General features: G+C 66.5%; 17 protein-coding genes. 11 read left to right on the top strand and 6 right to left on the bottom strand.

Translation table 11 applies throughout. The features are described from left to right. Positions 1–261 precede the first annotated feature (261 nt). Entirely contained in the window at positions 262–1,869 is a 1,608-nt protein-coding gene (locus tag WT53_RS04240) for a multicopper oxidase family protein (RefSeq protein ID WP_060258657.1), read from the top strand. A gap of 181 nt (positions 1,870–2,050) precedes the next feature. Here WT53_RS04240 and WT53_RS04235 read toward each other — a convergent pair whose 3' ends face one another. Then, entirely contained in the window at positions 2,051–2,254 is a 204-nt protein-coding gene (locus WT53_RS04235; protein WP_034208192.1) for a cold-shock protein, read from the bottom strand. A 545-nt stretch (positions 2,255–2,799) separates the two neighbouring features. Between WT53_RS04235 and clpS the strand changes: the two genes are divergently transcribed. The 4 genes from clpS to WT53_RS04215 all read left to right on the top strand — a co-directional run bounded on the left by clpS (position 2,800) and on the right by WT53_RS04215 (position 7,801). After that, positions 2,800–3,114, top strand: coding sequence for an ATP-dependent Clp protease adapter ClpS (clpS, locus tag WT53_RS04230; RefSeq protein WP_006398529.1), 315 nt, complete (start codon positions 2,800–2,802; stop codon positions 3,112–3,114). Further along, positions 3,111–5,411 (top strand): ATP-dependent Clp protease ATP-binding subunit ClpA, encoded by a 2,301-nt coding sequence (clpA, locus tag WT53_RS04225; RefSeq protein WP_059782238.1) that lies wholly within the window; start codon positions 3,111–3,113, stop codon positions 5,409–5,411. The genes clpS and clpA overlap by 4 nt, the downstream gene beginning before the upstream one ends. 103 nt (positions 5,412–5,514) lie before the next feature. Further along, positions 5,515–6,894, top strand: a complete 1,380-nt coding sequence (locus tag WT53_RS04220; RefSeq protein ID WP_060258653.1) for an amino acid permease — start codon at positions 5,515–5,517, stop codon at positions 6,892–6,894. A 136-nt stretch (positions 6,895–7,030) separates the two neighbouring features. Continuing rightward, positions 7,031–7,801, top strand: coding sequence for a hypothetical protein (locus WT53_RS04215; RefSeq protein ID WP_060258571.1), 771 nt, complete (start codon positions 7,031–7,033; stop codon positions 7,799–7,801). Between the two features lie 52 nt (positions 7,802–7,853). Here the strand turns inward: WT53_RS04215 and dut are convergent, their stop codons facing one another. From dut to WT53_RS04190, 5 genes are all read right to left on the bottom strand, one after another. Beyond that, positions 7,854–8,300: a dUTP diphosphatase gene (dut, locus tag WT53_RS04210; RefSeq protein ID WP_034208188.1), complete on the bottom strand. Its 447-nt coding sequence runs from the start codon at positions 8,298–8,300 to the stop codon at positions 7,854–7,856. Positions 8,301–8,354: 54 nt separating this feature from the next. Beyond that, positions 8,355–9,566 (bottom strand): bifunctional phosphopantothenoylcysteine decarboxylase/phosphopantothenate--cysteine ligase CoaBC, encoded by a 1,212-nt coding sequence (gene coaBC, locus WT53_RS04205; RefSeq protein WP_059782242.1) that lies wholly within the window; start codon positions 9,564–9,566, stop codon positions 8,355–8,357. A gap of 67 nt (positions 9,567–9,633) precedes the next feature. Next, the gene (gene lspA, locus WT53_RS04200) at positions 9,634–10,134 is read right to left on the bottom strand and encodes a signal peptidase II (protein ID WP_060258568.1); all 501 of its coding nucleotides are present in this window, start codon (positions 10,132–10,134) and stop codon (positions 9,634–9,636) included. A 3-nt stretch (positions 10,135–10,137) separates the two neighbouring features. Then, positions 10,138–12,975, bottom strand: a complete 2,838-nt coding sequence (gene ileS / locus WT53_RS04195) for an isoleucine--tRNA ligase (RefSeq protein WP_060258565.1) — start codon at positions 12,973–12,975, stop codon at positions 10,138–10,140. Between the two features lie 102 nt (positions 12,976–13,077). Continuing rightward, entirely contained in the window at positions 13,078–14,070 is a 993-nt protein-coding gene (locus WT53_RS04190; RefSeq protein ID WP_034208184.1) for a bifunctional riboflavin kinase/FAD synthetase, read from the bottom strand. Positions 14,071–14,193: 123 nt separating this feature from the next. Here WT53_RS04190 and purN point away from each other — a divergent pair, with 123 nt between their 5' ends. From purN to nadC, 6 genes are all read left to right on the top strand, one after another. Continuing rightward, positions 14,194–14,856, top strand: a complete 663-nt coding sequence (gene purN, locus WT53_RS04185; RefSeq protein ID WP_060258561.1) for a phosphoribosylglycinamide formyltransferase — start codon at positions 14,194–14,196, stop codon at positions 14,854–14,856. After that, positions 14,853–16,118, top strand: a complete 1,266-nt coding sequence (locus WT53_RS04180; protein WP_060258559.1) for an RsmB/NOP family class I SAM-dependent RNA methyltransferase — start codon at positions 14,853–14,855, stop codon at positions 16,116–16,118. The genes purN and WT53_RS04180 overlap by 4 nt, the downstream gene beginning before the upstream one ends. Positions 16,119–16,135: 17 nt before the next feature. Next, positions 16,136–17,518, top strand: coding sequence for a mechanosensitive ion channel family protein (locus tag WT53_RS04175; RefSeq protein WP_060258556.1), 1,383 nt, complete (start codon positions 16,136–16,138; stop codon positions 17,516–17,518). 221 nt (positions 17,519–17,739) lie between these two features. Beyond that, positions 17,740–18,936: an acyl-CoA desaturase gene (locus tag WT53_RS04170; protein WP_034208180.1), complete on the top strand. Its 1,197-nt coding sequence runs from the start codon at positions 17,740–17,742 to the stop codon at positions 18,934–18,936. A gap of 303 nt (positions 18,937–19,239) precedes the next feature. Then, a complete protein-coding gene (nadA, locus tag WT53_RS04165; protein WP_034208752.1) occupies positions 19,240–20,376 on the top strand; it encodes a quinolinate synthase NadA in 1,137 nt (378 codons plus the stop codon). Then, on the top strand, positions 20,376–21,338 hold the full coding sequence (nadC, locus tag WT53_RS04160) for a carboxylating nicotinate-nucleotide diphosphorylase (protein WP_230624934.1): 963 nt from the start codon (positions 20,376–20,378) through the stop codon (positions 21,336–21,338). Before nadA ends, nadC begins: the two co-directional genes overlap by 1 nt. Positions 21,339–21,463 lie beyond the last annotated feature (125 nt).

The following is a 21,463-nucleotide window of genomic DNA, read 5'->3' as shown; positions in this document are numbered from 1 at the left end:
CGGGGGCAAGAGCGGGGCCGAGGCGGAAGGCGCCAAGCTCGTTTGCAGGCGGGTGCAAGGCACGGCTGGAGCGCAGCGGTGGTTGTCGACGCGCCGCTCGGCGATGCCAAGCGTGGCGCCGTGTCCGGCCTTGTCGCGACGCTTTGCTGCGACGTATCGCCGCCCGCCCGGCGACGGCGTTTTTCGATGAAGGCCTGCGGTTATGATGACGCGACCGCCGCGGCTGTCGCGCGGCGCCGCATGAATAACGAGGATCGATTGATGAGACGGAGAACCTTCCTGTCGCACGCCGTCGGCGTCGCGGCCGCGTCGCTATGCGCACGCGCTGCGTGGGCGCAGCATGCCGGTCACGCGGGCATGGCCGGCATGGATTCGATGAGCGACATGCCGGGCATGTCGAGTATGTCGGGGATGTCGGCGCATGCGCAGCACGGCAAGTCCGCGCCGGTCGCGCTCGCGGCCGCCGACGCGCTGCCGGCCGGCGCGCCGCTCGCGACGTTGCGTACCCTGGCCAACGAAAGTCGTGAGCCCGGCACGTTTCGCGCGACGCTGGTCGCGCAGCCCGTCGCGCGTCCGATGCTGCACGGTGCGCGGCCGACCCCCTTCTGGCAGTTCGGCGCGGGCACGCAAGGCCCCGTCGTCGGCCCGCTGATCGACGTGCGCGAGGGCGATACGGTCGAGATCCGGTTCGTGAACAAGCTGCCGCAGCCGTCGACGATCCACTGGCACGGCTTACCCGTGCCGCCCGACCAGGACGGCAACCCGTCCGATCCCGTCGCGCCCGGCGCGTCGCGCGTATATCGCTTCACGCTGCCGAAGGGCAGCGCCGGCACCTACTGGTACCACCCGCATCCGCACATGATGACCGCCGAGCAGGTGTTCCGCGGGCTGGCCGGCCCGTTCGTCGTGCGCGCCGCCGACGATCCGCTTGCCGGCTGGCCCGAGCGCCACCTGTTCGTGTCGGACCTGAAGCTTGCGCGCGACGGCACGATTGCGCCGAACGACATGATGGACTGGATGAACGGCCGTGAAGGCCAGTTCGTGCTGATCAATGGCGCGCGTCGGCCGCGCATCGACGTCGCGGGCGACGAACGCTGGCGTGTCTGGAACGCGTGCAGCGCACGCTACCTGCGTATCGCCTTCGACGACGGCCGCGCGTTCGAGCACGTGGGCACCGACGGCGGGTTGTTCGACGCGCCGCGGCGCGCGACGTCGCTGCTGATTGCGCCGGGCGAGCGCGCGGAGCTGTTGGTGCGTGCCGGCGACCGCGCGTCGCGCGCGGTGCTGCAGGCGGCCGAGTACGACCGCCGCAAGATGGCGATGTCGCACGACGACGGCCACGGCAGCCTGCCGCCCGATCCGGCGCTGGCGCTGGCCGATGTCGCGTTTGCGCCCGCCGAGGCCCGTGCGGTGCCTGCCACGCTGCGCGCGGTGCGGCCGCTGGGCGAACCGGTGGCGCACAAGACGGTCGCGTTCGGCGAGGAAATGGACATGGACGCGATGATGAGCGGCGCGACGCACGGCCGCCCGGCCGGCATGCGCTTCACGATCAACGGCGACACCTACGCGCCGCACCGCGCGACGCTGACGAGCCGTCGCGGCGACGTCGAGCGCTGGGAGATCCGCAATACGACGGACATGGATCACCCGTTCCATCTGCACGGCACGCAGTTTCAGGTCATCGAGCGGGCGTCGGCCGGTTCGCGCACGAGCGAACCGTTCCGCGCGTGGCGCGATACCGTGAACGTGCGCAGCGGTGAAACCGTGTCGATTCTCGTCACGCAAGACATGCCCGGAGAGCGCATGTTTCACTGCCACATTCTCGAACACGAAGATCTCGGCATGATGGGTACGCTGAAGGTCGTGTAACGAAACCGCGAATGTGTTTCACGTGCGGATTCGACAGGCGATCCGCATGCGTGACGAGACAATGTGCGTTCAATTATCGGGATTGAACGAAAAGGCCGGCCAATCGATTATCGATGGGCCGGCCTCAAAAAAAGAAACCCGGCGCTGTGCGCCGGGTTTCTTCGTCCGATATCCGATGCCTTTATGCGGCCTGGATGTTCGACGCTTGCTTGCCCTTCGGCCCTTGAACGACGTCAAAGCTCACCTTCTGGCCTTCCTTCAGCGTCTTGAAACCATTCATGCTGATAGCCGAGAAGTGCGCAAACAGATCCTCACCGCCCTCGTCGGGAGTGATGAAGCCGAAGCCCTTCGCGTCGTTGAACCACTTAACGATACCAGTTGCCATTTTCCTACTTCCCCTGTCACACAGTCGCTGCTACTTACCACGAGCACGCTCGAAAAGCTAAACGACTGAAAATACAGCCGTTCCCCCCTCACAAGCTCACCTCGGCCTCTCTCGTTTCGCCAATCGGCGAATTGAAAAAAGTGCCAGCTTGATTGTTGGCGCTCTTTATTGGAGTGTCAAGCGGAATTTTTCGACGTTTAGAGGGTCGTTGTAAAGAACCCATTTTCAGGGTTTTTCCGGCTTTGCTTTGCAGCATGCGGCCGAGCGCGAGGGCTTGAAAAGCCGCATAATCGGCTCATATACCAGGCTCGAGTGACACGCGTTCGAGTCGTCCCGGCTTGTGGGATACTGGATGCGGACACGACGTTCCGGTGCGATTCCCCCTGACGGTTCGTGTTCCGCGCCATGCGTGAAAGCCGGCACCGCAGCCGGCTTTCGTATGGCGCGAGAGCGATCGCGTGTTCCGGGATACCGGGGAGGGCGCCGGCCGGTCGGTCGGGTAATGGCAGGATTGCGGGCCTGTCCGAGTTGTTTAGAATGGGTGTATGGCGATTATCCCGGACAAGCAGGACAGTACCGTCCTGGAACGCAAGCAGCAGAAGCTCAAGCCGCCTTCGATGTACAAGGTGGTGCTGCTGAACGACGATTTCACGCCGATGGAGTTCGTCGTGATGGTGGTCCAGGAGTATTTCAAGAAGGATCGCGAGACGGCCACGCAGATCATGCTGAAGGTCCATCGCGAAGGGCGAGGGGTTTGTGGGGTCTATACGCGGGACATCGCGTCGACCAAGGTTGAGCAAGTCGTTACCCATGCGCGGCAGGCAGGGCATCCGCTGCAGTGCGTGATGGAGGAAGCATGATTGCCCAGGAATTGGAAGTCAGCCTGCACATGGCGTTCATGGAAGCACGCCAGGCGCGCCATGAGTTCATTACGGTCGAGCATCTGCTGCTGGCCCTGCTGGATAATCCGACGGCGGCCGAGGTGTTGCGCGCGTGCGCGGCAAACATCGAGGACCTGCGTCAGAACCTGCGCAATTTCATCCACGACAACACACCTACCGTCCCGGGCACCGACGATGTCGATACCCAGCCGACGCTCGGTTTCCAGCGCGTGATCCAGCGCGCGATCATGCACGTCCAGTCGACGTCGAACGGCAAGAAGGAAGTGACCGGCGCGAACGTGCTGGTCGCGATCTTCGGCGAGAAGGATTCGCACGCCGTGTACTACCTGCAGCAGCAGGGCGTCACGCGCCTCGACGTGGTGAACTTCATTTCGCACGGCATCGCGAAGACGAACAGCGGCGAAGCCGCGAAGTCGGCCGACGCGAACGCGGAAAGCGAAGACGCGAACGCGCAGAAGGAAACGCCGCTCGCGCAGTTCACGCAGAACCTGAACCAGATGGCGAAGGACGGCCGCATCGATCCGCTGATCGGTCGCGAGCCCGAGGTCGAGCGCGTCGTGCAGGTCCTGTGCCGCCGCCGCAAGAACAACCCGCTGCTCGTCGGCGAAGCCGGCGTCGGCAAGACCGCGATCGCGGAAGGGCTCGCGTATCGGATCACGCGCGGCGAGGTGCCGGACATCCTCGCGAACGCGCAGGTGTACTCGCTCGACATGGGCGCGTTGCTGGCAGGCACCAAGTATCGCGGCGATTTCGAGCAGCGTCTGAAGACGGTGCTGAAGGAGCTGAAGGAGCGCCCGCACGCGATCCTGTTCATCGACGAAATCCATACGCTGATCGGCGCGGGCGCCGCATCGGGCGGTACGCTCGACGCATCGAACCTGCTGAAGCCGGCGCTGTCGTCAGGCACGCTCAAGTGCATCGGCGCAACCACGTTCACCGAATATCGCGGCATCTTCGAGAAGGACGCGGCGCTGTCGCGGCGCTTCCAGAAGGTCGACGTGACGGAGCCGAGCGTCGAGCAGACGGTCGCGATCCTGCGCGGGCTGAAGTCGCGCTTCGAGGAGCACCACGGCGTCAAGTATTCGTCGGGCGCGCTGTCGGCCGCGGCCGAACTGTCGGCGCGCTTCATCACCGACCGTCACCTGCCGGACAAGGCGATCGACGTGATCGACGAAGCGGGCGCCGCGCAGCGCATCCTGCCGAAGTCGAAGCAGAAGAAGACGATCGGCAAGAGCGAGATCGAGGAAATCATCTCGAAGATCGCGCGCGTGCCGGCGCAAAGCGTGTCGCAGGACGACCGCAGCAAGCTGCAGACGCTCGATCGCGACCTGAAGAGCGTCGTGTTCGGCCAGGATCCGGCGATCGACGCGCTCGCGGCGTCGATCAAGATGGCGCGCGCGGGCCTCGGCAAGATGGACAAGCCGATCGGCGCGTTCCTGTTCTCCGGCCCGACGGGCGTCGGCAAGACCGAAGTGGCGCGTCAGCTCGCGTTCACGCTCGGCATCGAGCTGATCCGCTTCGACATGTCGGAATACATGGAGCGTCATGCGGTCAGCCGGCTGATCGGCGCGCCGCCGGGCTATGTCGGGTTCGACCAAGGCGGGCTCTTGACCGAAGCCGTCACGAAGAAGCCGCATTGCGTGCTGCTGCTCGACGAAATCGAGAAGGCGCATCCGGACATCTTCAACGTGCTGCTGCAGGTGATGGACCACGGCACGCTGACGGACAACAACGGCCGCAAGGCGGATTTCCGCAACGTCATCATCATCATGACGACGAACGCGGGCGCCGAATCGATGCAGAAGGCGACGATCGGCTTCACGACGCGCCGCGAAACCGGCGACGAGATGACCGACATCAAGCGGCTGTTCACGCCGGAGTTCCGCAACCGTCTGGATGCGATCATCAGCTTCCGCTCGCTCGATGAGGAAATCATCATGCGCGTGGTCGACAAGTTCCTGATCCAGCTCGAGGAGCAGTTGCACGAGAAGAAGGTCGACGCGCTCTTCACCGACGCGCTGCGCAAGCATCTCGCGAAGCACGGTTTCGACCCGCTGATGGGCGCGCGGCCGATGCAGCGGCTGATCCAGGACACGATCCGGCGCGCGCTGGCCGACGAACTGCTGTTCGGCAAGCTGCTGAACGGCGGCCACGTGACGGTCGACGTCGACGAGGCCGACAAGGTGCAGTTGTCGTTCGACAAGTTGGCGAATCCGCCGCACAAGCCGAACGAAGAGACGGTCGAAGTCGAGTAAGCGATAATTCGTTGTTCATGCGAACGGCGCGGGAAGTTCTCCGCGCCGTTTCGTTTTATCCGGCGCCGGCGGCGCGATGGTGGTGCAGGGGAGTGGTGACGCAGTGACACAACAACAACGGTCGTTCGACGATATCGTCGCGCGCGAACAAGGGTTGCGCCATGCGCTGACGTCGGGGCAGATGGCGATGATCGCGATCGGCGGCGCGATCGGCACGGGGCTGTTCCTCGGCAGCGGGTTCGCGATCGGGCTCGCCGGCCCGAGCGTGCTGGTTTCCTATGCGATCGGCGCGCTGATCGCGTTGCTGCTGATGGGCGCGCTCGCGGAAATGACCGTCGCGCATCCGACGGCCGGCTCGTTCGGTGCGTACGCCGAGCACTACGTCGGCTCGCTCGCGGGTTTTCTCGTGCGTTATGCGTACTGGTTCGCGGTCGTGTTCGCGATCGGCACCGAGATCAGCGCGATCGCCGTGTTCATGAAGTACTGGTTCCCGGCCGTGCCCGGCTGGTACTGGGTGATCGGCTTCTCCGCGCTGCTGATCGCGGTGAACCTCGCGAGCGTGACGTTGTACGGGACGGTCGAATACGCGTTTTCGCTGCTGAAGATTGCGGCGATCGTCGTGTTCATCGTGCTGGGCGGCTATCTCGTCTGGGCGGCGCCGGCCGCAGCGGGCATCGGTTTCGCGAACTACACCGCGCACGGCGGCTTCATGCCGAAGGGGCCGTGGGGTACGTGGGTCGCGGTGATCGTCGCGATCTTCAGCTACATGAGCATCGAAGCCGTCGCGATCGCGGCCGGCGAGGCGCGCGATCCGCAGCACGCGGTCACGCGCGCATTCCGCTCGACCGTGTTCCGGCTCGTGCTGTTCTACCTGTTGACACTCGCGCTGATGCTCGCGATCGTGCCGTGGACGCAGGCCGGCACCGACGAAAGCCCGTTCGTGAAGGTGATGGCCGCCACGCACGTGCCGTACGCGGCGGGCGTGATCAATTTCGTGCTGCTGATCGCGGCGCTGTCGGCGATGAACAGTCAGCTGTACGTGACGACGCGGATGATGTTCAGCCTGTCGCGCGCGCGCCTCGCGCCCGCGGTGTTCGGCCGGCTCGGCGCGAACGGCGTGCCGCGCGCGGCGCTGTGGATCTCGACGAGCGGCGTCGCGGTGGCGGCCGTGCTGGTCGCGCTGGCGCCCGACACCGCGTTCACGGTGATGATGGCGATCGCGATGTTCGGCGCGCTGTTCACATGGCTGATGATCTTCGTCACGCATCTGCGGTTCCGTTCGCGGTATCGCGGTCCCGCGCTCGCGTTCCGGATGTGGGGACACCCGTTCGGCAGCCTGCTCGGCGCGGGGCTCGTGGCCGCGATCCTGCTGACGACCGCTTTCACGCGCGAATTCCGGATGACGATGGTGGTCGGCGTCGTGTTCGTCGTGCTGCTGACGCTCGCCTACGCACTGCATTACCGGCACCAGCACGCGCGCTGACTGCGCGGGTGTGGCGGCCGATGCCGTTCTTCACACTTGCTAAGGTTCCGTTAAGCGAACGGCGACTACATTCGATCCTGTCTGCACGGCGCGCGGGCCCGCATCGGCGCGCCATTTCCTGCAAAAAGGGGTTCGAATGAACAAACTTCCCGAAATCACGCTCGCGTTCTGGATCATGAAGATCTGCGCGACGACGCTCGGCGAAACGGGCGGCGACTTGCTGTCGATGACGCTGAACGTCGGCTACGCTGTGAGCTCGATCCTGCTGTTCGGTTTCTTCCTCGCGACGCTGGGCGCCCAGCTCAGGACGACGCGCTATCGCCCGGCGATCTACTGGGCCGTGATCGTCGCGACGAGCACGGCCGGCACGACGATGTCCGACTTCATGGATCGCACGCTCGGCCTCGGCTATGCGGCCGGCTCGTCGATTCTCGTCGCGATCCTGCTGGCGATCTTCGCGGTCTGGCGCCTCAGCGGCGAATCGCTGTCGGTCGACCTGATCCGTACGCGCAAGGTCGAGCTGCTGTACTGGATCGCGATCCTGTTCTCGAACACGCTCGGCACCGCGCTCGGCGACTTCCTCGCCGACAGCTCGGGGCTCGGTTTCGGCGGCGGCGCATTGCTGATCGGCGGCCTGCTGGCGGCGATCGTGCTCGCGCACTACTTCACGCGCATTTCCGGCGTGCTGCTGTTCTGGGCCGCGTTCGTGCTCACCCGGCCGTTCGGTGCGACGGTCGGCGACCTGCTGACGAAGCCGGTCGCGAAGGGCGGCCTCGCACTCGGCACGGTCGGCTCGTCCGCCGTGCTGCTCGGCGTGCTGGCCGCGATGGTCGTCTACGCAAGTATTGCGCAGGCGCGGCGGCGTGAGCCGGCGCTCGCGCGAATCGCGCAACCGACCGGCAAGTGACGGCGCGTGAAAAGGAAAAGGGGCCGAGGCCCCTTTTTCCGTGCTGCGCGGCTCAGTGGCGGCCGGTGCTGCCGAAGCCGCCGGCGCCGCGATCGCTCGCGGTGAATTCGTCGACGATGTTGAACTGCGCCTGCACGACCGGCACGATCACGAGTTGCGCGAGCCGTTCGAACGGGTTCAGCACGAACTCGGTCTGGCCGCGGTTCCACGTCGAGACCATCAACTGGCCCTGGTAATCGGAGTCGATCAGGCCGACGAGGTTGCCGAGCACGATCCCGTGCTTGTGGCCGAGGCCCGAGCGCGGCAGGATCAGCGCCGCATAGCCGGGATCGGCGAGGTGGATCGCGAGGCCGGTCGGCACCAGCGTGGTTTCGCCCGGCTGCAGCGTGACCGGTGCGTCGAGGCAGGCGCGCAGGTCGAGGCCGGCGCTGCCGGTCGTCGCATAGGCGGGCAGGTAGTCGCGCATGCGCGCGTCGAGAATTTTCAGGTCGAGTTTCATGCGGTCGTCGAATCGGTCGGGAAGGGCGCGGCGGCACGGGCCGTCGCGCGGGGATCAGATCAGGCGGTTGTCGGGCAGGCGCTTCGCGATTTCCGCGACGAGCGCATGCGCGAGTTCGTCCTTGGGCGCGCGCGGCAGGCGTGTGAGGCCGGCGGCCTCGAACAGCACGACTTCGTTGTCGTCGCGGCCGAACGTCAGCGGGCCGAGGTTGCCGACGAGCAGCGGCACGTTCTTGCGCTTGCGCTTCTCGTCGCCGTGCACGTCGAGGTCGCCGCTTTCGGCCGCGAAGCCGACGCAGAACGGTGGATCGGGCAGCGCCGCGACCGACGCGAGGATGTCGGGGTTCTCGACGAACGCAAGCGCCGGCATCTTGCGGTCGGCCGTCTTCTTCATCTTGTGCTCGGCCGGCTGATCGACGCGCCAGTCGGCGACCGCAGCCACCGCGATGAAGATGTCGGCATCGGCGACCGCATGCATCACCGCGTCGTACATCTGCTGCGCGGTCTGCACGTCCTGACGGTAGACGCCCCACGGCGTGTCGAGCGCGACCGGCCCGGCGACGAGATGCACGTCGGCGCCGGCTTGCTGCGCGGCGCGGGCGAGCGCGAAGCCCATCTTGCCGCTCGAACGGTTCGTGAGGCCACGCACCGGATCGAGCGGCTCGAACGTCGGCCCGGCCGTGATCAGCACGCGGCGATGCGCGAGCACCTTCGGCGCGAAGTGCGCGACGATCGCTTCGTAGATCGCCTCGGGCTCGAGCATGCGGCCGTCGCCGACTTCGCCGCATGCCTGCGCGCCCGAATCCGGGCCGAGCACCGACACGCCGTCGGCGCGCAACTGCGCGGCATTGCGTTGCGTGGCCGGGTTTTGCCACATCTGGCGGTTCATCGCGGGGACGACGAGCAGCGGACAGTCGCGCGCGATGCACAGCGTCGACAGCAGATCGTCGGCGAACCCATGCGCGAGCTTGGCGAGGAAATCCGTCGACGCGGGCGCGATCACGATCGCGTCGGCTTCGCGCGACAGGTCGATGTGCGCCATGTTGTTGTCGATGCGCGCGTCCCACTGGCTCGTATAGACGGGCCGGCCCGACAGCGCCTGCATCGTGACGGGCGTGATGAACTGGGTAGCGGCGTCGGTCATCGCGACCTGCACGGTCGCGCCGGCCTTCACGAGCAGCCGCGTGAGCTCGGCGATCTTGTAGCAGGCGATGCCGCCCGTCAGGCCGAGAACGAGGTGTTTTCCTGCGAGTTCTGCGTGTGCCAACTCAGGCCTCCTGGGGTCAAACGGAACGGCCGGCGCGAAGCCGGCCGTCGACACGGAGTATGCGCGCTCAGCGCGAGCCGCGCACGCGCCGCAGCTCGTCGTAGATCAGCAGCACCGCACCGACCGTGATCGCGGAATCGGCGAGGTTGAACGCCGGGAAGTGCCACGAGCCGAGGTGGAAATCGAGGAAGTCGATCACGTGGCCGTAGACGAGCCGGTCGATCACGTTGCCGAGCGCGCCGCCGAGGATCAGCGCGAGCGACAGGCTGAAGAGCCGCTGCTGGCCGTGACGGCGCAGCAGGAAGCAGATCACGAGCGTCGCACCGACGCCGAGCGCGGTGAACGCCCAGCGCTGCCAGCCGCTCGCGGTCGACAGGAAGCCGAACGCGGCGCCGCGGTTGTACACCAGCACGAGGTTGAAGAACGACGTCAGCGCGTGCTGCGCGCCGTACGCGAACGTTTTCAGGATCGCGATCTTCGACAGTTGATCGAACAGAATCACGATCAGCGAAATGCCGAGCCAGGGCGCGAGCGCGCCGCTGGCCGGTTTCGACAGGGTCTTCGCCATGGTTTAAGCAGCGCTCCGGATTTCGCCGTTTTCAAACAGATTCGAGAAGCAGCGGCCGCACAGCGTCGGATGCTCGGCGTGCGCGCCGACGTCTTCGCGGTAGTGCCAGCAGCGCTCGCACTTCTGGTACTTCGACGCGACCACGTCGACGCTTTCCTGCGCTTCGTCGTCGACCTTGACGACCGTCGCGGCCGACGTGATCAGCACGAACTTCAGGTCGTCGCCGAGGCTCGCGAGCGCGTCGTAGCGCGCGCCGCTCGCATGCACGGCCACTTCGGCCTGCAGCGACGAACCGATGCGGTTCGCGGTGCGCGCTTCCTCGAGCGCCTTGGTCACGTTGCCGCGCACGTCGCGCAGCAGCGCCCACTTCTCGATCAGCGCGGCCGAGCCGGCGACTTCCGGATACGCATAGTAGGTTTCCGTGAAGATCGTGTCGCTGGCCGGCTGGAACACCTTCCACGCTTCTTCGGCCGTGAACGACAGGAACGGCGCGAGCACGCGCAGCAGGCCGTGCGTCAGGTGGTACAGCGCGGTCTGCGCGGAGCGGCGCGCGCGCGAATCGGCGGCGCTCGTGTACAGGCGGTCCTTCAGCACGTCGAGATAGAAGCCGCCGAGATCTTCCGAGCAGTACGTCTGCAGCTTCGCGACGACCGGGTGGAATTCGTACTTCTCGTAGTGGCCGAGCAGTTCCGCCTGCAGCTGGGCGGAGAACGCGACCGCGTAACGGTCGATCTCGAGCCATTCGTCGACCGGCACCGCGTGCTGCGCGAAGTCGAAGTCCGACAGGTTCGCGAGCAGGAAGCGCAGCGTGTTGCGGATGCGGCGATAGCCTTCGGTCACGCGCTTCAGGATTTCCTCGGAGATCGCGAGCTCGCCCGAGTAGTCGGTCGACGCGATCCACAGGCGGATGATTTCCGCGCCGAGGCGGTTCGCGACTTCGTGCGGGTCGATGCCGTTGCCGAGCGACTTGCTCATCTTGCGGCCTTCGCCGTCGACCGTGAAGCCGTGCGTGAGCAGGCCCTTGTACGGCGCGCGGCCGTCGAGCATCGATGCCGTCAGCAGCGACGAGTGGAACCAGCCGCGATGCTGGTCCGAGCCTTCGAGGTACAGATCGGCCGGGAACTGCAGCTGATCCTTGTGCGAGCCGCGCAGCACGTGCCAGTGCGTCGTGCCCGAGTCGAACCACACGTCGAGCGTGTCGCGGTTTTTTTCGTACAGGTTCGCGTCGTCGCCGATCAGCTCGCGCGGGTCGAGCGACTGCCACGCCTCGATGCCCGACTGCTCGACGCGCTTCGCGACTTCCTCGAGCAGCTCGAGCGTGCGCGGGTGCAGCTCGCCGGTTTCCTTGTGCACGAAGAACGCCATCGGCACGCCCCACTGGCGCTGGCGCGACAGCGTCCAGTCCGGACGGTTCGCGATCATGCTGAACAGCCGCTGCTTGCCCCACGACGGGTAGAACGCGGTCGCGTCGACGCCTTCGAGCGCCGTCTCGCGCAGCGTCTTGCCGCCGTCGCGCGGCGTCGTGTCCATGCCGGCGAACCACTGCGACGTCGCGCGGTAGATGATCGGCGTCTTGTGGCGCCAGCAGTGCATGTAGCTGTGCGTGTACTTCTCGCTGCGCAGCAGCGAGCCGGCCGCGTTCAGCGCGTCGACGATCTTCGGGTTCGCGTCCCAGATCGACAGGCCGCCGAACAGCGGCAGCGATTCGATATAGCGGCCGTCGCCCATCACCGGGTTGATGATGTCCGAGTCGGTCATCCCGTGCGCCTTGCACGACACGAAGTCCTCGATACCGTACGCGGGCGACGAGTGCACGACGCCGGTACCCGTGTCGGTCGTCACGTAGTCGCCGAGGTAGACGGGCGCGGTGCGCTTGTAGCCGGGGTGCGCAGACGCGAGCGGGTGGTGGAAGCGCAGGTTCGCGAGCTTCACGCCGGGTGCGGTCGCGACGACGCGGCCGGTCAGCTTGAAGTCGGTCATGCAGGCTTCGACGCGCTCTTCCGCGATGATCAGCAGCCCGCGCTCGGTGTCGACCAGCGCGTAGACGATTTCCGGATGGAGGTTCAGCGCCTGGTTCGCGGGAATCGTCCACGGCGTGGTCGTCCAGATCACGATGCCGCCGTCGGCGCGCGGCAGCGCCGGCAGGCCGAACGCCTGCGCGGTCTTTTCGGGTTCCGCGAACGCGAACATCACGTCGATCGTCGGATCGGTGCGGTCCTTGTACTCGACTTCCGCTTCCGCGAGCGCCGAGCCGCAGTCGAAGCACCAGTTCACCGGCTTCAGCCCGCGATACACGAAGCCCTTCTCGATGATCTTGCCGAGCGCGCGGATTTCTTCCGCCTCGTTCACGAAGTTCATCGTCTTGTACGGGTTGGCCCAGTCGCCGAGCACGCCGAGGCGCTTGAAGCCGACCTTCTGCTTCTCGATCTGCTCGGTCGCGTACGCGCGCGCCTTGCTCATCACTTCGGCGGCCGGCAGCGACTTGCCGAACTGCTTCTCGATCTGGATCTCGATCGGCATCCCGTGGCAATCCCAGCCCGGCACGTACGGCGCGTCGAAGCCGGCCATGTTGCGCGACTTGACGACGATGTCCTTCAGGATCTTGTTGACCGCGTGGCCGAGGTGGATGTCGCCGTTCGCATACGGCGGGCCGTCGTGCAGGATGAACTTCGGCCGGCCCTGGCTGGCCGCGCGGATCTTGTCGTAGATGCCGCGCTCTTCCCACTCCTTGACCCACTGCGGTTCGCGCTTGGGCAGGTCGCCGCGCATCGGGAACGGCGTGTCGAGCAGGTTGACCGGATACTTGGCCTGCGGTTTCGAATCGGCTTTCTTGTTGCTCATGATGGGATCGCTATCTAAATCGGGGGACGCTCTGGCGTCGTGAATCGGGTAGGCGCGCGAGAAGGCGGCGCGAGGGTGCGGCGCGAGGCGCCGCCGTCCGGATCAGCTAATTCGGTCGGTCGCCGACGTCGCGAAGCCTGTCGCGCGGCTGCCCGGCGCGCGGTCGCGCTCGACGAAGTACGCGCGCGCATTCGCGACGTCGAGCGCGATCGCCCGCGACAGCGCCTCGAGATCGTCGAACTTCGCCTCGTCGCGCAGCTTCTTCAGGAATTCGACGCGGATCAGTTTGCCGTATGCATCGCCGTGCCAGTCGAGCAGATGGACTTCGAGCAGCGTGCGGCCGGAATCGTCGACCGTCGGGCGCAGCCCGAGGCTCGCGACGCCCGGCAGCGGGGTGGGGCCGAGGCCGTGCACCTGCACGACGAAGATGCCCTGGAGCGCCGGCCGTTTGTGCGCGATCGGCAGGTTCAGCGTCGGGAAGCCGAGATCGCGGCCGAGCTTCAGCCCGTGCGCGACGTGGCCGCTGATCAGGTAGCCGTGGCCGAGCGCCTGCGCGGCTGCGTCGAGATCGCCCGCGGCGAGCGCCGTGCGCACGCCGGAACTCGAGATGCGCGTGCCGTCGCTGCCGGCGACCGTGCCCATCTGCTCGACCTCGAAGCCGTACTGCTCGCCGGCCGCCTTCAGCGTGTCGAACGTGCCCGCGCGTTTCGCGCCGTAGCAGAAATCGTCGCCGACCATCATCCAGCGCGTGTGCAGCCCGTTCACCAGCGTGCGCTCGACGAACGCCTGCGGCGACTGGCTCGCGAACGTGTGATTGAAGTGCTCGACGACGACGCGGTCGACCCCGTGGTCGCGCAGCGCCTCGAGCTTGTCGCGCAGCATCGCGATGCGCGGCGGCGCGCCGGCCGGATTGAAGAATTCGCGCGGGTGCGGCTCGAACGTCATCACGCACACGGGCAGGCCGCGCGCGTCCGCTGCCGCGCGCACGCGCGCGAGCAAGGCCTGGTGGCCGCGATGGACACCGTCGAAGTTGCCGATCGTCAGCGCGCACGGGGCGCGACTCTCGGCGTTGGGCAGGCCGCGGAAGACTTTCACGATAGCGGATGCAGCGTCGGGGGAATGGGCGGTGGGATGCCGCAAAGCAGAAGATTATAAACGTTCGGGCGGGTCGGCGGCCGAGAAGGCGGGAAACGCGGGGGCGAATGGTAAAATTCGCGGATGAAAAAACTCGTGATCCTGATTTCCGGTCGCGGCAGCAACATGGAGGCCATCGTCCGCGCATGCGCGCAGGAACGCTGGCCGGCCGAGGTCGCCGCCGTGATCGCCAACCGGCCCGACGCGGCCGGCCTGGCTTTTGCCGCGTCGCACGGGGTGGCGACGGCGGTGGTCGACCACCGGTCGTTCGACGGCCGCGACAGCTTCGACGCGGCGCTCGCTGCGGAGATCGACCGTTTCTCGCCCGATCTCGTCGTCCTCGCCGGCTTCATGCGCATCCTCACGCCCGCTTTCGTCAGACGTTACGAGGGCCGGCTGCTGAATATCCATCCGTCGCTGCTGCCGAGCTTCAAGGGCATCCACACGCACCAGCAGGCGCTGGATGCCGGCGTCGCGCTGCATGGCGCGAGCGTGCATTTCGTCATTCCCGAGCTCGACAGCGGCGCGATCGTCGCGCAGGGCGCGGTGCCCGTGCGCGCCGGCGACGACGCGGCCGCGCTCGCGCGGCGCGTGCTGGCGGTCGAGCACGTTCTGTATCCGCGTGCGGTGCGCTGGTTCGTCGACGGCCGGTTGCGCCTCGAGAACGGCCGTGCAGTGGTGGCGGCCGACGAGGCGCGCTGGATTTTCGCGGATGAACCGCATACCGAAACGAGTGAGGGCGTATGAAGCTGCACGGATTCCTGATCGGCCAGACCGAGACTTTGCTGGCCGAGGTGCTGAAGTTCGCCGGCCCCGCCGACGCGACGACGAGCCGGTTCTTCCGCGCGCACCCGAAGCTCGGGCATGCCGAGCGCGGCGTGATCGCCGAGGCCGTGTTCGCGGTGCTGCGCCGGAAGATGGAGTTTTCGCATCTGGCCGAGAGCGGCACGGGCACGCCCGCGCGACGCCTCACGCTGCTCGGCCTGATGCAGACGGTCGGTCGCAATGCGCTGAAGCCTTTCCTGTCCGACACCGAGTCCGCATGGCTCGAGCACGTGTCGAAGATCGATCCTGCGAGCCTGCCCGTGCGCATTCGCACGAATCTGCCCGACTGGATTCACCAGGCGCTGTCGGCCCGTTTCGACGCCGACGAGCTCGCGCAACTCGCCGCCGCGCTGAACTACCCGGCGCCGCTCGACCTGCGTGCCAACGCGCAGAAGGCGAGCCGCGACCAGGTGATCGAGGCGCTGCGCGTGAGCGGCATCGACGCGGGCGCGACGCCGTTCGCGCCGTTCGGGGTGCGCGTGGTCGGCAAGCCGGCGCTGACGCGCCTGAAGCTGTTCGAGGAAGGGGCGATCGAGGTGCAGGACGAAGGCAGCCAGCTGCTGTGCTCGCTGGTGGCGCCGCGGCGCGGCGAGATGGTGGTCGATTTCTGCGCGGGCGCGGGCGGCAAGACGCTCGCGCTCGGCGCGATGATGCGCTCGACCGGGCGCCTGTATGCGTTCGACGTCTCGGAAAAGCGCCTCGCCAAGCTGAAGCCGCGCCTCGCGCGCAGCGGGCTGTCGAACGTGAACCCGGTGCTGATCGACAGCGAGCACGACGCGAAGATCAAGCGGCTCGCCGGCAAGATCGACCGCGTGCTGGTCGACGCGCCGTGTAGCGGCCTCGGCACGCTGCGCCGCAATCCGGACCTGAAGTGGCGGCAGACGCGCACGGCGATCGACGAGCTGACGCCCAAGCAGGCGTCGATCCTCGCGAGCGCCGCGCGGCTCGTGAAGAAGGGCGGCCGGCTCGTCTACGCGACCTGCAGCGTGCTCGATGCTGAGAACGAGCGCATCGTCGAACAGTTCCTGGCCGATCACCCCGACTTCGTGCTGGTGCCGGCGCAGCAGGTGCTGGCCGACCAGCGCATCGCGCTCGAGACGGGCGATTACCTGTCGTTGTGGCCGCACCGTCACGCGACCGACGGCTTCTTCGCCGCGGTGCTCGAACGCAGCGCCGCGCAGTAACCACGCCCGGACGGACGATGGAGACTCTGCAGAGCCGCCTGCTGTCGCACCGGCTGGCGTCGGTGATTCGCGATTTCCACCAGCCGGTGATGATCTGGCAGGCGGCGATCCTCGTCGGGGCGCTGGGTTTCGCGTGGGTGGCCGCGCGCTTCGTGCACGGCCGGATCGACGCGCGGCGCCGGGCCGCCGGACGCGCGCCGGGCGCGGGCGCGCAAAGCCTGAAGCGTGCGCTGTTTCCGCTGTTCGGCAGCGTGTTCGTCGGCGGCGCGCAACTCGCGTTCGACCCGTTCATGTCGACGTCGCTGCTGTCGCTCGCGCTCGTGCCGCTGTTCGGTATCGGGCTGATCTACGTGCTGTTCTTCTTCGCGCGGCGTGTGTTCGCGCGCGACGGCCACACGCACGCGTGGCTGTCGATCGTCGAGAAGATCGTGTCGACCGTCGTGTGGGCCGCGATGGTGATGACCGTGCTCGGCATCCAGCGCGACGTGCTCGGCTGGCTCGACAGCGTGCAGTTCCGGGTCGCGACCGCGCACCTCACGCTGCTGTCGGTGATTTCCGGCGCGCTGTGGGTCTGCGTGACGCTGATGGTCGCGATGTGGCTCGGCTCGGTGCTCGAGGATCGCCTGTCGCGCGCGAGCACGCTCGACGCGAACCTGAAGGTCGTGCTGTCGCGTGTCGGCCGCGCGCTGCTCGTGTTCGCGGCGATCCTGATCGGGCTGTCGCTCGTCGGCATCGACGTGACGGTGCTCGGCGTGTTCGGCGGCGCGGTGGGCGTCGGCCTCGGTTTCGGGTTGCAGAAGATCGCGAGCAACTACGTGTCGGGCTTCATCATCCTGCTCGACCGCTCGCTGCGGCTCGGCGATGCGATCAGCGTCGGCGGGCTGCAGGGCGTCGTCACGCAGATCCGCACGCGCTACACGGTCGTGCGCGGCCTCGACGGCAACGAGACGCTGATCCCGAACGAGAAGCTGATCACCGACGTCGTGCAGAACCAGTCGTCGTACCTGACGCGCGGCTATGCGAAAGTCGCGGTGCAGGTCGCGTACACGAGCGACGTCGAGCGGGCGCTCGCGTTGCTCGCCGACGCCGCGAAGGACGTGCCGCGCGTGCTGGCCGAGCCGGCGCCGACCCCGTATCTCGTGAGTTTCGGCGCGGACGGGATCGACCTGGAGCTCGGCTTCTGGATCGAGGATGCGGCGAAAGGCACGTCGGGCGTGCGCTCGAGCGTGAACCGCAACATCTGGCGGCTGTTCGGCGAGCACGGGATTTCGATTCCGTTCCCCCAGCGCGAAGTGCGCGTGGTCGGGCTGCCGGACGGCTATCCCGCGCCGGGCGTGGCGGCCGGGCCCGATCCGGCGGCCGCCAACGGTGCGCTGGACGCGCGCACGCCGGCGGCGTAGCGGGCGGGTACGGTCAATCGTACCGATTCCGCGGTCGAAACCGGATCGCGCGCCTTTCCCAGTCCGCCGGTGGACCCTGCAGATTGCGTCAGGGCAAGAAAATATTCATTTTTTACAAAGACTTGGAACGGTTGAAGTAAAATTCTGGTCTACACGCGGTATGCTTTCATTTTTCTGACGTCGGCATGAGCCGGCGTCGCTTCTCATCACGGGTAACTGCCTTGTTGAATTCCCTGCTCGATTTTCTTTCCCACGGGCTTCTGCATTTTTCGTGGTGGCAGGTCGCGCTGTTCGCGCTCGCCGTCACGCACGTCACGATCATCGGCGTCACGGTCTACCTGCACCGCTGCCAGGCGCACCGCGCGCTGGAGCTGCATCCGATCGCGAGCCATTTCTTCCGTTTCTGGCTGTGGATGACGACCGGGATGCTGACCGGCCAGTGGGCCGCGATCCATCGCAAGCACCACGCGAAGTGCGAAACCGAGGAAGATCCGCACAGCCCGCAGACGCGCGGCATCTGGAAGGTGTTCCTCGAGGGCGCCGAGCTGTACCGCGCGGAAGCGAAGAACGAGGAGACGATGCGCAAGTTCAGCCACGGCACGCCGAACGACTGGCTCGAGCGCAATCTCTACTCGAAGTACCCGATCCTCGGCATCAGCATGATGATGGTGATCGACGTCGCGCTGTTCGGCGTGCTCGGCCTGACCGTGTGGGCCGTGCAGATGGTGTGGATCCCGTTCTGGGCGGCGGGCGTCGTCAACGGCTTCGGGCACTTCTGGGGCTATCGCAACTTCAACTCGGCCGACGCGAGCACGAACCTGTTCCCGTGGGGCATCGTGATCGGCGGCGAAGAGCTGCACAACAACCACCACACGTTCGCGACGTCGGCGAAGCTGTCGAACAAGTGGTACGAGTTCGACATCGGCTGGATGTACATCCGGATCATGTCGGCATTCGGCCTCGCCAAGGTGAAGAAGGTTGCGCCCACGCCGCGCCTGAACAAGCCGAAGACGGTGCTCGACCAGGAAACGCTGCAGGCCGTGCTGTCGAACCGCTACGAAGTGATGGCGCGCTACGGCAAGGCCGTGAAGCGTGCGTACCGCCAGGAGCTCGCGCACCTGAAGGAGCTCGGTTCGAGCGAGAAGTACCAGTTGATGCGTAGCGCGCGCAAGTGGTTCCACAAGGATGCCGACGGCCTCGACGAGCCGCAGAAAAAGCTGCTGCCGGAGATCTTCGCGAACAGCCAGAAGCTGCATACGTACTTCCAACTGCGCCAGGATCTCGCCGCGATCTGGGATCGTTCGACCGCGTCGCGCGAACAGCTGCTCGCGCAATTGCAGGATTGGTGCCATCGCGCAGAACAAAGCGGCATCAAGGCGCTGCAGGAATTCGCGACGCGCCTGCGTCGCTACGCCTGATTCGAAATCGATTAGAATCTCAGGACGTCACAAACCCCGCGTTGGCGGGGTTTTTTCATTTGGGTCGCTGGTTTTTGACGGATCGGCAGCGCCTGAATGGGTATGAGGCTTGGGGCGGTGGCAAGTGGGCGCCCCGGGCGAGTGCAAGGGATGGGATCGGGGCAGGGCGCCGAAGCGCCCACGCCGATCGACCGCGAAGCATGGGATCAGAGTAAGTGCTAAAGCACTAACTCTGATCGACCGCGAAGCATGGGATCGGAGTAAGCGCTAAAGCGCTAACTCCGATCGACAGGAGATATGGAGATGCAATCGACGATCAAACCCGTCGAGTACGACCGGCCCGTCGCCGCAGGGACCGTATGCGGCGTGGGACAGGCGTGGGCCAAGGTGCCCGAGGCGCCGTCCGCCGAGGAGCGCGCTGCGCTGAAGGCGCGCATCAAGGCGTTGCTCGCCCGTGAAAAGGCCGTGCTGGTCGCCCACTACTACGTGGATGCCGAACTGCAGGAACTCGCCGACGAAACCGGCGGCTGCGTGGCCGATTCGCTCGAAATGGCCCGCTTCGGCCGCGATCACGACGCGCAGACGCTGGTCGTCGCCGGCGTGCGCTTCATGGGCGAAACCGCGAAGATCCTGAGCCCGAACAAACGGATCCTGATGCCCGATCTCGACGCGACCTGTTCGCTCGACCTCGGCTGCCCGGTCGACGAATTCTCGGCCTTCTGCGATGCACATCCGGACCGTACCGTCGTCGTCTACGCGAACACCAGTGCGGCCGTGAAGGCGCGCGCGGACTGGATGGTCACGTCGTCGATCGGCCTCGAGATCGTGGCCGACCTGCACGCGCGCGGCGAAAAGATCATCTGGGCCCCCGATCGCCATCTGGGCAGCTATATCCAGAAGAAGACCGGCGCGGACATGCTGCTGTGGCAGGGCTCGTGTCTCGTTCACGACGAGTTCAAGGGCATCGAGCTCGACCTGCTGCGCGCCGAATATCCGGACGCGAAGGTGCTCGTCCATCCCGAGTCGCCGGAAAACGTCGTGGCGCAGGCCGATGTCGTCGGTTCGACCACGCAACTGATCGACGCGGCCGTCAAGTTCGACGCGAAGCGCTTCATCGTCGCGACCGATCTCGGCATCCTGCACAAGATGCAGCTTGCGGCGCCCGGCAAGACCTTCATCGCGGCGCCGACGGCCGGCAACAGCGCGACCTGCAAGAGCTGCGCGCACTGCCCGTGGATGGCGATGAACGGCCTCGCGAACCTGGCCGACGTGCTCGAACGCGGCCACAACGAGATTTTCGTCGATCCCGCGATCGGCGAGCGCGCGCGTTTGCCGATCGACCGGATGCTCGAATTCGCGGCCGCGCACAAGAAGCGCGTGCAGGCGAGCGGCGATTTGCAGCGCGACCAGCAACTGTTTGCGAACGTGGGAGCGGCGTAATGAACGGCCCCCACGCTCACATTCGTTCGCTGTCGACCGAGGGGGCGCCCGCCTTCCCTGGGGACGGCCCGGCGGAAGGCGCTGCGACTGCAGTCTCGCCGCTGTTCGAAGCCGTCCGCGCGCAATACGGCGCGGCATTCGACGCAGCGATCGCGCGTAACGTGGCCGATGCGATCGCCGAAGACGTCGGCACTGGCGACCAGACCGGGCGGCTCGTGCCGGCCGGCGAGCGCCGCCGGGCCCGGATCATCGTGCGCGAGGAAGCCGTGCTGTGCGGCGTGCCGTGGTTCGACGCCGTGATCGCCCGGATCGATCCGTCGATCGTCGTGCAATGGCGCTATCGCGAAGGCGACCGGATGACGGCGGATTCGACCGTGTGCGAACTCGAAGGGCCGGCGCGCGCGCTGCTGACGGCCGAGCGCAACGGGCTGAACTTCCTGCAACTGCTGTCGGGCGTCGCGACCGCGACGCGGCGTTACGTCGATCGCGTCGAAGGCACGCGCGCGAAAATACTCGATACGCGCAAGACGCTGCCGGGGCTGCGGCTCGCGCAGAAGTACGCCGTGCGCGTGGGTGGCGGCGAGAACCAGCGTCTCGCGCTGTACGACGGCATCCTGATCAAGGAAAACCACATCGCGGCGGCTGGCGGTGTCGGCGAGGCGCTCGATGCGGCGTTCGCGCTGGAGTCGGGCGTGCCCGTGCAGGTCGAGGTCGAGACGCTCGCGCAGCTCCACACGGCGCTCGCGCATGGCGCGCAGTCGGTGCTGCTCGACAACTTCACGCTCGACATGATGCGCGAAGCGGTGCGTGTGGCGAATGGCAAGGCCGTGCTCGAAGTATCGGGCGGCGTCAATTTCGATACGGTGCGCACGTTCGCGGAGACGGGCGTCGATCGCATCTCGATCGGCGCGCTGACGAAGGACGTGCGGGCGACGGACTATTCGATGCGGATCGTCGACTGATCGAATGTCGTCCAAACAGAAAAAAGCCGTTGGCGCGCAAACGCCAGCGGCTTTTTTCTCGTGCTTGACCCGTCCTGAAATAGGTTGACACTTTTTCGCCGAGACGAAGAGGTGGCAAGTGGAAC

It is taken from the genome of Burkholderia sp. MSMB2157WGS, from assembly GCF_001532755.1.
Classification (GTDB): domain Bacteria; phylum Pseudomonadota; class Gammaproteobacteria; order Burkholderiales; family Burkholderiaceae; genus Burkholderia.
The sequence above is the reverse complement of the archived record's forward strand: the minus strand, read 5'-3'. Positions and strand labels throughout refer to the sequence as shown.